This is a genomic window from Mucilaginibacter lappiensis, assembly GCF_900155965.1.
Classification (GTDB): Bacteria; Bacteroidota; Bacteroidia; order Sphingobacteriales; family Sphingobacteriaceae; genus Mucilaginibacter; species Mucilaginibacter lappiensis.
Genome location: NZ_FTMG01000006.1, coordinates 323,360 through 335,555, shown reverse-complemented (window position 1 = coordinate 335,555; position 12,196 = coordinate 323,360). Strand labels below are relative to the sequence as shown.

Here is a 12,196-nt window from a genome sequence, read left to right as displayed (position 1 = left end):
CTGGCGATGATGGCAAGCCTTAGAATATTGCAGATGATGCTTGCTTATTTAGATGATAATGAGCAATCTATAGACGAGGTATTTGATAAAAAAGAGCAAGACTGTTTACAAATGATCGGTAAAAAAATGGACGGGACAACCGAAAAGCTAAGAAATCCCGCAAAAGTAAACACCCTGAAATGGGCAACCTGGATAATTGCCAGAATGGGTGGATGGAAAGGATATATCTCTCAAAGAAAACCAGGTCCTATTGTACTCCAAAAAGGACTGGCTAAATTCTATAATGTTTATGAAGGATGGCTGCTCTTTCAAGATTATAACTAAAAAGATGTGTACACACAGTAGCCCGGAAGGGAGGGCTTTAAAATTTTCTAAAAGTCTACTCGCCAATGTTGGTGTTCGGAAGAAATAAAAAGAGTGTCATTTCGAACGAGGTACGAGGAGAAATCTTCTAGGATTTGCAATGAGGATTTGTATACTGTAAAAGATTTCTTTTTCGCACTACGCTCATCTCCACTCCTTGCTCTATCGCCAATGTTGGTGTTGTCACCAACATTCTACTGTTCGGTCAGTGATAATAAGTTGTTGGTGACAACACCAACAACGGCGCGGTAGCAAATTTTAAAGACCTCCCTTCCGGGGAGGGTTGCGTGGGGCGTCATTGCCACGTCGTTCCTCCTCGCAGTGACGTGATTTATTTAGGCGGATTCACCAACCTTTAAGCTGCTTCAGATAAGCGGTTAGCTCGTCAGCTATAAATTCATGTTCTTTCATATCCGGATGTGTGCCGCAGCCCTGATAATATCGCCTGGAAAAGAAATATTTATATACTTTTTTATCGCCGCTATTATTGGCCTCGGCAGTAATAGCAGTTAGGTAGTTTTGCAATGCGGCTGATAGCTTGTCATCGGCCATGGGGCTGCTTAAACATACGATATCGGCTGTGGGGTACTTTTGCCTTACCGTTTTAATAAACTTGGTATAGATATCGCAATAGCGGATAGAATCGCCAAAGCCATCATTTTGACCAAGACAAACGGTTACTACATCTGGCTGGTAATGTTTAAAGTTCCAGGCGACGGAATCATTGCGCAGGAAAACTTTATCAAATATCAGGGGCATGGTGATATTCATATTACAACAACTATGTACCATACCAATACCTGCAACCGAAGTAAGCTGCCATTGGGCATTTAAGTTGCGAGACGTGCGCGGCCCATAGCTCATATAAGCATTATGCTGATCGTACCATTCGCCTTTCCCACATGGGGTAGTCGACTGATCCATACCGGCTCCACTGGTAATAGAATCTCCAATATATTCAATTTTACGAGTTGGCTGAGCAGGTGGCGATAAAAGTTTAGTACACTTCACACCTACAAAATCAATATAACCGATCTGCGATTCGGTGTCTTTGCAAATAACAACCGTATGTTCGCCCTCCGTCAATCCATCAGCCACCGTGATCACATTGGTTTTGCCTGTAGTTTGTATGCGATACGGTGCATTATTATCAACGGCTATTTCCAAGTAATTGTGACTTTTGCCATACAGCACTTCATCATTGATCAATAGCTCGCATTTTTTGCCTTCAAAGCGCAATTTGATGTAAACACCCGGCGACCACATTCTGGGTTTTAGCGGATTGGTAAAGTCAATACGCCCTACGTATTGTATGTACGCATTATTGGCCTTGTATAATTTTAAGGCTGCTTTGGGGATTGCTGCATGGGTGTTGTAGGATAGCTGCAGCAGTAGGGCAAAAAGTAAACCAGCTATATATTTTATCATATCAGGTTAAAGTTATAGCGTAAAATTAGCTTCTACGGATACCGGTCAAATACTCCTATAACGTTTTTACCGCCGCAGTGTTCCCTGAATTTATAAAAAAACGGGCTGCCTCAATGAAGAGGCAGCCCGTTATATGCTATTTAAGGTAATTTATACGCCTTATTGCTGGTTCTGATCCGCAGGGTCATCAGATGGTGTACCTACAATTTTGTAAGCCCTGTTACCATTATTGTCGGTAGTATCCTGATAGTAGTAGCCATCGGGAGATACATACAATTTTTCGCCGTTGATCTTTATTTTTCTGCTGTCCTGTGGTAATTGGCCAACTATATCACCTATTTGAGGTGCTTGCTGAACATTACCGTTACCACCCTGATCAGTATTCAATTCACCGTCTTTACCTGCAATTACATAAGTGGCGGTGCCGTCGTCTTTAGTAATTGGTTGGTAGTAAACACCATTTGACTCGTAATACTGCTCGCCATTGATCATGATAGACTGCGCATCTTTTGGCAGATTCTTGATCTCGGCACCTACAGGTGGCTCAACTACAGTATATTGATCATTAACCTGTTGGTAATACAAACCATCACTATAGTAGTATTGATAATCGCCCCAAAAAAATGGGTAGTAACCATAAGGCAAAAATCCTATGCTAAAGCCTAATCTTGGCAAATAGTATGAGTTATAGTAGTTATGGTATGGGTACCAGTAATGGTTTCCGAAGTAACCGCCACGACCGCCGTAACGGTAGTTAGAATAAACACGGGTTCCATAACCGTTACCACCACTTCTGTAGTAAGTACCACGGCCACCGGCATATGAATTTCTGCTCACGCTGGCATATCCACGGGTTCCATAACCATAGCTACGAGTGGCTCCATTAACACTGGTACGACCAGGCGCAACATTCCCGTTAGTACGCGTTCCGGCACCATAAGTACGTTGTGGAGCTGCGGTAACATTAGTACGTGAAGCAAAACCACTGCTTCCATAGGTACGCTGAGGCGCGGCTACTGCCGACCGTTGTGCACCACCACCATATGATGGACGTGAAAAGCCGCCACCACCAGATGAACGGGAGACACCTCCGCCTCCACCACCAGATGATCTTGAGCCGCCACCGCCGCCACCACCACCGCCACTTCTATGCTGTGCATTGGCGGTAAAAGCTAAAGACAAACTCAACAGAGTTCCTAAAGCAAGTGTGAATAAATTTTTATATGTGCGTTTCATGATGAAAATTTTTTAACTAATCAGCCTGGTATTCTTTGCTGATATAAGTATATAGACTAATAAATGATTAAACGGTTTAACGCGTTTTTAATTATATTTAACAAAAAGTACACCAATATAGTAGTTTGCTGTAAAAACAGCTCAATTATACATTTTTCTGACCTAATCCAGCCCTTCTGCAACCCATAAAAAGGATTGTTCAAAGCTCAGGGTAAAAAAACCATCATGTGTGGTTTTAAAACTGCCAGGAGCTATTTGCTCCAAACCGGTGTAATTTAGTCCTTTTGTACTGTTTAGTACCCGTATTTCATCACCAGCCGGTTTCCATTTGCTAAAACCGGAGCTTATGGCATAAATTTTTTGAAGCCCCTGAAATATCACCAAGTCAATTTTCCCGGCGTAATTTAACAGATCATCAAATGCAGGTTCGTCTGTTATTACGTTTACGGCCGGGTAATGGTTGGCTATCAGGTAATTTAATGCCGTTACTGCCAACGTATTATTGCCAGGAGACATCAGTTTTACATCTGATTGTACCATGTCTTCTTCACCGTTACCAATCACCCAATCAACCTTAATACCCAGCATATTCAGCTTTTCGGCGGTATGGGGGGTGGTTATTACCGTGGGGCTCCACTCCAGCAACTGACCCAATAACTCCTCCGGAAAATCATCAAGCCCCAACACCAATAATGCCGGTTCCTGTTTTTCCCTTACAATATGGTGAGAAGACATCGATTAAAAGTAGATAGAATAAATGAATATTTAATGAATGTGTTAAAACAACAAGTGTTAAACTAGTACCCCTACGCACGAAAACTTTTTAAACCTTAAATTTTAACACTTTTCTGCTTAAAAACAGGGCAAAACTGTTCAAAAATTGACCCCAAAATGCCCATTTTAACACTTTTTAACAAATTTCAACGCTATTTTGATGCGCTTTTAAAAGTTTAAAAAGTATTAATTTATTGATTATCAAGTATCTATACGCAAAGCAGCCGGTTTTTGGGCTGCTTTATCCCTTAATAAAACAGCCCGGCTCTCTATAAAAAGAAAGCCGGGCTGTGATTTATATAAAGATACGAAATATCGGACAGAATGCCAAGCTTGGGGAATGGTATTTAAGTCTGAAGTTTTTAGTCATAAGTCAAAAAAACTGATTTAAATTCTGTCGCCTGGACTTTAGACCCGTTGTTTTTCATGATTTCAGCTTTCTGCTGAACTAAAGCTGGAAGCTTTAACCATGCCCCCCCCCACGAGATACGCTGCGCTAATCTCGCGGGAGTGAAGGAAATCCATTACAACAAATAAGCTTTCAATAAACCTTCCTGTAAAACTCTTTTAACGCTGCCCCAGGATTGAGCGCAAGGTTGATGGCTCCTGATACGGCTATGCCATAAATGCCTGTTTGCAGCAGGTGCTCTACATCATTCAACTGTATGCCGCCTACAGCTATCACTGGGATATCTATGGGTAATTTTTCCAGTTGGCGATAGCCATCGAAACCCAGCAGCGGGTAATCGTTTTGTTTGGTATGGGTATGCGCAAAGGGGCCAAAGCCGCAATAATCGGCCACGCCCAGATTTTGTATTTTTAACAGGGCGTCCGTGTTACTGGCAGATGCGCCCAATGTTTTTTCATCCGTTATGGTAGCGCGTATAGCTGCCAGATCGGCCAGGGGATCTTCGATGTGCACACCCTGGGCATCTACCTTATCCAGTAAATGGTAATGATTGGTGATGATGAGTGTTGCGCCCCAATCATCGCAGATGCCGGCTATTTCGTTCAGTTCATCAACCAGCTCATCTTCGGCCTTGGTCATGCAGCGGTATTGTACCCAGTTGGCCCCTGCTTCGCAGGCTAGCTGTACTTGCTGTACGTGGCTGCGATCGGGCAGATCCTGCGTGAGGTAATGAAATTTGGAGATGTATTTTTTCATTTGATTTAGTTGCCAGGTTCGGGTTTCCGGTATCCTGTATTTATTAATGCAGAGATGTCGTAACACATCCTTGCATTGTTCTAATTTTTGTTACATTAAAACACTCGATCCACATAACCCGCAACTCGCTCCAAACTACAATTTCTCCTGCGTCAAGACTTCACTGATGGTTTTACCAATGTTGCCGTTTGGCGCTTGTATATGTAATAACGAAGCTACGGTAGGGGCAATATCCGTCATGTGTGTTTGACGGGTAAGGCTGCCGTGCTTAATACCCCAGCCCATAAATACCAGTGGGATGTGGGTATCATAAGGGTTCCAGGAACCGTGAGTTGTCCCTGTACTACCATGCCCTGTAAAATATCCCGGCTTCAGGATGATCTGTATCACACCACTATGCTCCACGTTATACCCGTTGATGATACGGCTGCGCAGCTCTTCGGGAATATTGGCGGTTTGAGCCTTTTGCATATCTACAGCAAAAGCAATGGCCGGTTGTGTTTGCAGGTAATCGATACAAATCTGTTTCAGTGCGTCAATATTTAAACCTTCTTTTTTGATAATGGGGTTGTTAAAAGTAACCTGATAGTTGGCCATACTGCGGATCAGGTTTTTTACTTTGAATTTATCCTCCATCAGCTTTTCCATATCCACAACGGCTTTTCCGTCATCCCAGAAACCGGCCGGTATTTTATGATCGGTTAAAAAGGTTGGATTATGGGCAGCGCCATGATCGGCCGTTAAAAAAACAGCGTAATTGCCTTTGCCAACAGTAGCATCCAGGTAACTAAAAAATGAAGCCAGGTCTTTATCCAGCCTTAAATAGGTGTCTTCTGCCTCCACCGAATTGGGCCCGAACTGGTGACCAATATAATCTGTAGAAGACAAACTAACCGCTAAAAAGTCGGTCACGGTGTTTTTGCCTAATTGTTCGCCATCAACCGCGGCGCGGGCCAGGTCGAGCGTCATGCTGTTTCCAAACGGCGTTGAACGAATTAGCCCTACTTTACCCTTATATAATTCGGATGTTTTAATGGGAAAGGTTGGGGCTTCTGCGCCGCCAAATTTACCTTCATAACGAGGGCTGTTATCTGGTGCGCTCTGCAGATAGGTATTCACAGGATACAGTGTGTTCCAATCCTGTTTCAGATATTTTTCGGCTATTTTCTGATCATTGAATTTCTTAACCCAGGCCGGCAGATCGGTCATATAGTAAGTGCTGCTGATCCAGTTACCGCTCTCATCATCAAACCAGTAAGCGGCATTGGCAGTATGCCCGGCGGGTAGGATACCACCCCTGTCTTTCAGGGCGATACCGATAACTTTGGAGCGGAAGTTGGAAGCTAACCTTAATTCGTCGGTCACGGTAGTAACCAGTAAATTGCGCGGCGACATTTGGCCAGCTTTTGAAGTACTGCCCACTGCCTGCACGGTGCTGTCGTCTGTGCAGTACATAGATTTTCCGGTGGCCTGTATAATAAAATCATTGCCGGCAATGCCATGCAAGGCCGGTACTGATCCGGTATAGATACAGGTATGACCCGCAGCAGTTACGGTTGGTATATAATCAATATTGGTATTTTCGCAAGTGAAACCCTCGTTCAATAAACGCTTAAAACCTCCTGTCTGATAGCGGTCATAATACCGGTACAGATAATCCCAGCGCATCTGATCAACCACCAGGCCTACTACCAATTTGGGGTGAGATAATGATGCACTAGCAGGTGAGATACTAACTTTCTTTTTTTGTGCTGATACCGAAACGGCAGCGAGGCAGAGAGGAATAAAAAGCAGATGTTTAAGCTTCATTTTTTATGAATTTGGAGAAGCCCAAATATCAACAATGCTTTTAAAATGCAGTATAGTTTTTTGTTAAATATAACTGTTGGGTGGTGACTCCGTTCGGGCTGTTACAATTCGCTCTCCGTATTCAGTAAAAGTTTTGATTTGCTTTCATTCTTTCAACTCCCGATATTTGTAACAACGCCGTATTTATTAGCTGTTTATTTCAAGATAAAAAACGCAAAACGATGTCAAAACTTAACTTCATTACGCCTTTTTTTATTGTTTCGAATTTAAAAGATTCGGTATCATTTTATGAAAATAAACTTGGCTTTGAGGTATGGTATACTGGCCCTGACGATAGTCCATATTGGGCTATGGTGGGTCGGGGTTCTGTTTCTATTATGCTAAAGGTAATTATTGACGACATAAAACCCATTCCCAATCATACCCGGCATGAATGGGCCTCCTGGGATGCGTACATTTCTACCGAAGAACCAGATACCTTATTTGAAGAATTTAGTTCAACCGGTATTACATTTCGGAAACCTATTCATGACAACAGCGATGGGCTGCGCGGATTTGAAGTAATGGATGCTGATGGCTATGTTTTGTTTTTTGGAAGGCCTAAAGCCTAATTTTCAATCTTTCAGCTTATGGTAGGTATTCGGAAAAACGAAAGCAAATAAATTAGGCTAAAGCCCATAGCTATTTATCCTTCATTTTCGTCCCATTTAGCCTGTGGTGATAGCACCAGCCACAGGCTGAAAGAGTGCAACTAAAAACATTCTGTTAATTCCAAAATTCGGTAAACGACGTGGCTCTCAACGGAGTTAATCCTGGTTCAGACATCTTCAAACACCAGCAGCGAATGCTGGCTGGCGGTATGCAGATCGCGCCATACCTGGTTGAGTTCCGTATCGGGATTAGCTGCTTGCAGACCGCAGTAGGGATATAGCTCGTCTACGCATTCCCGCGCTGTACGGGCTAGCTTGCGGCTGCTTTGACCAATTTGTTGTAGTTGCGTGGCTTTGCCCATCAGTGCACCCTGCCAGGAAGCATCAACGGTGCTGTAAAACTCCAGGCGTGCCGCGTTTAACCTGCCGGTTAGTTTTTCATGCAGCTGTTTGATATTCGCCCGCCTGTTGGCGTTAAGGTATTTGTTCTCCGGCTTTTCGTCAAAAACAGCAGCGCACAGATCGGTAAAATGAACCGCCATACCCGATATATTGGCCGCCAGTGTTGCCTCGGCCAGTTGCATAAAAGGGTATTGATATAAAGGCCCGCCGATAGCTGCATTGTCCGGGTCGATTTTAAAACACCGGTTCTTTTCTACAAAGAGGTTATGCACTTCATAGGCATCGCTGCCTGTACCCATCATTCCCATAAACTTCCAGGCCGATATCAGGCTGACATCTTTACGATCGAAAATAAAAGGTAATATCAGTGGTGTGCCATCATCGTTCAATACCGTTTCTTCTCCTTGTTTAATGATACAATTTGCCGTTAAGTGCGTAGCGTGATGTACCCCACTGGCATATTTCCAGTGACCGTTTATCAGGTATCCGCCTTCAGTTATCGTTGCTGTTCCCGTTGCCGCACCGCTGCCAGCCAGACATAATAGAGGATGGGCAAAAATGAGGGGAGCAATCCCGGGCGATAAAAATCCGCCAAACCAGCCTGCTCCGGCGCAAAGCGTAACCACCCAGCCCAGGCTGCCATTGGCCCAGGCCAGGCTTTCTTCCAGCCTCACCATATCAGGCAGCGACAGTTGCAAGCCACCATAAACCTCAGGTACCAAAAACTTAAACCAGCCCTGTTCATGAACCAACTCCAATTGTGATGGTTGCAGCATTCCCGCCTTCTCGGCCGCGGGTACCGCCTCCCTTATTATTTTTACCCATTCGGGTTTGAGGTGGGTTGAGGGATGACTCATTAGATATGAGATTTTAGACATGAGATATGAGACAAAAAAATAATAGCTTAATAATTAAAAGATGTTGCCAGGAAATCGACCGCCCGATCTCAAATCTCATGTCTCAAATCTCATATCTTTTTTCACCGCTTTCCGCTTCCAGTCAAAATAGCCAAAGCAGGCCACTATAAATAAAAATATGGTTAGTGCGGCAAACATGGGTAGTTTTTTATAAAACAACAGCGGCACAGCAAACAGGTTGGATATGTTTAAAAATATCCAATTTTCTATTTTTCTGCGGGCCAGCAGCCACATGCCTGCCCAGGCGGTTGAGGATACAAAAGCATCCCATAACGGCACATTTGAGGGCGTAAAATACCGGAGCAAAAAATACAGTACTGCCCAACCACCCAATGATATGGATAAACTGATGATCCATTCTGTTTTTGTAGACCATGTAACCTTCACCGATGGCTGATCGCGTTTTTTTATCCAGTATATCCAACCGTATACGCTCATCACAATGTAGTACACATTAAGCAGCGATTCTGCGTACAACTGGGCTTCCATCAATAACAGGATGGATAGGGCCGTGCCTAGTATCCCCGCAGGGTAAAGCCAGATGTTATTTACCCGCGCCAGCAACACTTCGGCAACACCCAGTACCACAGCAAGCCATTGTACCCAGGTGGTTTCCCGTATTTGTTCAATAAACAGATTTAATAAGCTGTGCATCCCATTCGTGTAATTCGTGCAATTAGTGTCCGTTAAAAACTCAAACTCACCGAGGCCATAAAATTGCGTGGCGCCTGTGGGAAAAAGTAATTATAATTCAGGATATTATTTCCTTTAACATCGGCATAGGTAGCACCATTGGCTTCATATTTTTCGCTGAAGATATTGTTCACCTGCAAGCCCAGTCCAATGTTTTTTACACCCTTCACCTTAAAGGTATACCTTATCCGTACATCATTCACAAAGTAACTGTTTAATAAGCGGTTGGCAGCATACGGGTTACCCGCGTTTTCCGGGGTGATAGTATAGCCCTGCGGGTTTTGGTTGGAGGTATTATCGATATACTGCCTACTTACATATTTGCTGATGAAAGCAATCTCGCCGCCTTTTACCGGGTTATAGCTGATGACACTTGAACCTGTTAACGATGGGGAGAAAGCAATATCTGTTGTTTTAAGCGTTTCGCCTACTAAAGGACCGCCATCTTCGTTGGCAAAAAACTGCTGATAGTTCTTGATCTTGTTGGCGCTCCAGGTAGCGGTTAAGCCCCAGTAAAGTTGGTTGACAATTTTTACCTTACCATCAAACTCCAAGCCGGCCCGGTAGCTGTCCTTCACGTTGGTACGCACCGGGCTGCCTACATCATTTAACGCCCCGGTTAATACCAGCTGATTTTTGTACAACATATAAAACCCGTTGATACCACCTGTAAATACGGGGCCGCTGATGCGGTAACCGGCTTCAAAATCTTTCAGGTTTTCAGATTTTGGTCTGTTTTGCGGCGGCGAGTCGACGTAATCATCACGATTGGGTTCATGATTACCTACCGCGAAGGAGGCGTATACATTGCTATGCTCATTAAACTGGTAAGTTATACCTGCTTTGGGGTTAAAAAAGTTAAGTTCGGCGGTTTGCTGCGCGTTGTTCAGGTTCTTATCTATCCCGTAAAATGAATAATAAATATGGCGGTACTGCATATCGGCATACAGCAAAACTTTATCCAAATGCCACTCGGCACGGGCAAAAATGTTAAAATCGTTCTTTTTGGCGTTATCGCGGTAGTATTCATAATTGGATGGGAGACCGATAGGCGTAAAGACATCAATCACATCGCCATAATGCGCACCCTTGTACTGGTTATAAGCGCCACCCAGGGTCATGTTCAGGTTGGTTTGGGGCTGATACTTAAGGGCGTAGGTTACGCCATAAAAATCATTATTAAGCCAAAGCCGCCGTACCAGGTCGGTAGCGCTGATGGTGTTACCGCCAACCACAATAGGGGCTATACCATAGTTTTTTAGCGAGTCGGCATTGCGGTATTCTTCATAATAACCTTTGCCTTTGGTATAATGCAGGGCCCCGCTAAAGGATAGCTTGTTGGATATTTTTTTATCGTACAGTAACTGATAATGGTTTTGGGTATAATGATCCACCTGGTTTTTATAGAACGAGTTGGTTGCATCTATATATCCCAATTCATTATAGGTACGGTTATCTGAACGGGTATTATCACCAATCACATAATCGGCAATACCGTTCCAGGCCTGGTAAGTGGTTTCGTAACCAGAAAACACGTTGGCCCTTAAAGTGCTGTTTTTCCCGTACCAGGCACCACTCACAAAAAACGATTTAAGGTTGGATGATGCCCGGTCGATATAGCCATCGGAGTGGATGCGTGATACCCGGCCGTCCAGGCTAAAATGTCCACCCAGCAAACCTGTACCCGCGCTGGCCGTAGTTTTGATGGATCCATAGGAGCCCACCGAAGCGTTGATATCGGCATAAGCGGTATCGCGACGGGTGGTGGTTTGTACGTTGATGCTGCCGCCAAAAGCGCCCGCGCCATTAGTGGAAGTGCCTACGCCGCGCTGGATCTGGATGTTATCGATAGAGGAGGTGATATCCGGCAGGTCGACAAAATACGAGCCCTGGCTTTCTGAATCGTTATACGGAATACCGTTGATGGTAACATTGATACGGGTAGCATCTGATCCGCGGATACGGATACCGGTATAACCAATCCCCGCCCCGGCATCAGAAGTAACCACTACCGATGGGGTTTGGTTGAGCATATAAGGCAGATCCTGCCCGAAATTGTTTTTCGCCAGATCCTTCTTACTCAAATTGGTATAAGCCGTGGGCGAATTTTTAATGGCCCGGGTAGAGCTTACGGTCACCTCTTCGGCAGTGAGCGTACCATTACTCAGGGCAATGTTTACTATCTCATTAGCTCCTAAAACCACATTTTTAGTAAGGGATTGATAGCCGATGTAGCTTACTTTTAGGGTATAGTTCCCTGGTTTCAGATCGTTAAAATGATATTTACCGGTGGCGTCGGCAACAGCGCTGGCCGTTGGGTTGTTAATAGATACGGTAGCGCCAGGTAGCGCCTCGCCCACGGTGTTGGTGATCTTTCCGCTGATGGAAAGCTGGGCCGATGCCACAACAGGCAACAGCAAAGCAGCAATGGCTGCAAACAAATTTTTCAAAATAACTAATAAACTAAAAATAGTTAAACCATCTGCCCATCAGGGTAAATACGCAGTACACTTAACTTATTACCTATCCCTACGCCGGCATTATCCGGATCAGGTGCATGTTTCTTAAGTATTCAGTTCTAAGTATCGGGTCTTAAGTCGCTTAACTGCTTTTGACTTTTTACTTTTTACTTCCAAAACAATGGGTTTGATCTCAGCCTGTCTTTCAGTTTGATTGCTCAAAGCAAGGCACCCCCTTGAGAAAATTATAGGGCAAAGATAGGGTTTGATTTTGGATTTCGAATGTGGGATTTCGGATTT

9 protein-coding genes and 1 pseudogene are annotated in these 12,196 nt (G+C 44.1%); 2 read left to right on the top strand and 8 right to left on the bottom strand.

Features of this window, described 5'->3' with window-relative positions; all coding sequences use genetic code 11:
- A pseudogene (locus BW976_RS29405) lies at positions 1–324 on the top strand (IS4-like element ISSysp3 family transposase); the annotation flags it as partial.
- Positions 325–708: 384 nt separating this feature from the next.
- On the opposite strand, the gene BW976_RS14370 reads toward BW976_RS29405, so the two are convergent.
- The 5 genes from BW976_RS14370 to pafA form a co-directional block, all read right to left on the bottom strand.
- Positions 709–1,791 (bottom strand): SGNH/GDSL hydrolase family protein, encoded by a 1,083-nt coding sequence (locus BW976_RS14370; RefSeq protein ID WP_076373987.1) that lies wholly within the window; start codon positions 1,789–1,791, stop codon positions 709–711.
- A gap of 159 nt (positions 1,792–1,950) precedes the next feature.
- Complete coding sequence (locus BW976_RS14365) at positions 1,951–3,027, bottom strand: DUF6515 family protein (protein WP_076373986.1); 1,077 nt, start codon at positions 3,025–3,027, stop codon at positions 1,951–1,953.
- Positions 3,028–3,189: 162 nt separating this feature from the next.
- Positions 3,190–3,762, bottom strand: coding sequence for a hypothetical protein (locus BW976_RS14360; protein ID WP_076373985.1), 573 nt, complete (start codon positions 3,760–3,762; stop codon positions 3,190–3,192).
- 580 nt (positions 3,763–4,342) lie between these two features.
- On the bottom strand, positions 4,343–4,966 hold the full coding sequence (locus BW976_RS14355; RefSeq protein ID WP_076373984.1) for a thiamine phosphate synthase: 624 nt from the start codon (positions 4,964–4,966) through the stop codon (positions 4,343–4,345).
- A gap of 135 nt (positions 4,967–5,101) precedes the next feature.
- Positions 5,102–6,775 (bottom strand): alkaline phosphatase PafA, encoded by a 1,674-nt coding sequence (pafA, locus tag BW976_RS14350; protein ID WP_076373983.1) that lies wholly within the window; start codon positions 6,773–6,775, stop codon positions 5,102–5,104.
- Between the two features lie 221 nt (positions 6,776–6,996).
- On the opposite strand from pafA, the gene BW976_RS14345 reads away from it, so the two are divergent.
- Entirely contained in the window at positions 6,997–7,386 is a 390-nt protein-coding gene (locus BW976_RS14345; RefSeq protein WP_076373982.1) for a VOC family protein, read from the top strand.
- A gap of 206 nt (positions 7,387–7,592) precedes the next feature.
- Here the strand turns inward: BW976_RS14345 and BW976_RS14340 are convergent, their stop codons facing one another.
- The 3 genes from BW976_RS14340 to BW976_RS14330 form a co-directional block, all read right to left on the bottom strand.
- On the bottom strand, positions 7,593–8,684 hold the full coding sequence (locus tag BW976_RS14340; protein WP_076373981.1) for an acyl-CoA dehydrogenase family protein: 1,092 nt from the start codon (positions 8,682–8,684) through the stop codon (positions 7,593–7,595).
- 96 nt (positions 8,685–8,780) lie between these two features.
- Positions 8,781–9,398, bottom strand: a complete 618-nt coding sequence (gene pnuC / locus BW976_RS14335) for a nicotinamide riboside transporter PnuC (RefSeq protein WP_076373980.1) — start codon at positions 9,396–9,398, stop codon at positions 8,781–8,783.
- A gap of 32 nt (positions 9,399–9,430) precedes the next feature.
- The gene (locus tag BW976_RS14330) at positions 9,431–11,887 is read right to left on the bottom strand and encodes a TonB-dependent receptor (RefSeq protein WP_084192193.1); all 2,457 of its coding nucleotides are present in this window, start codon (positions 11,885–11,887) and stop codon (positions 9,431–9,433) included.
- Between the last annotated feature and the right edge of the window lie 309 nt (positions 11,888–12,196).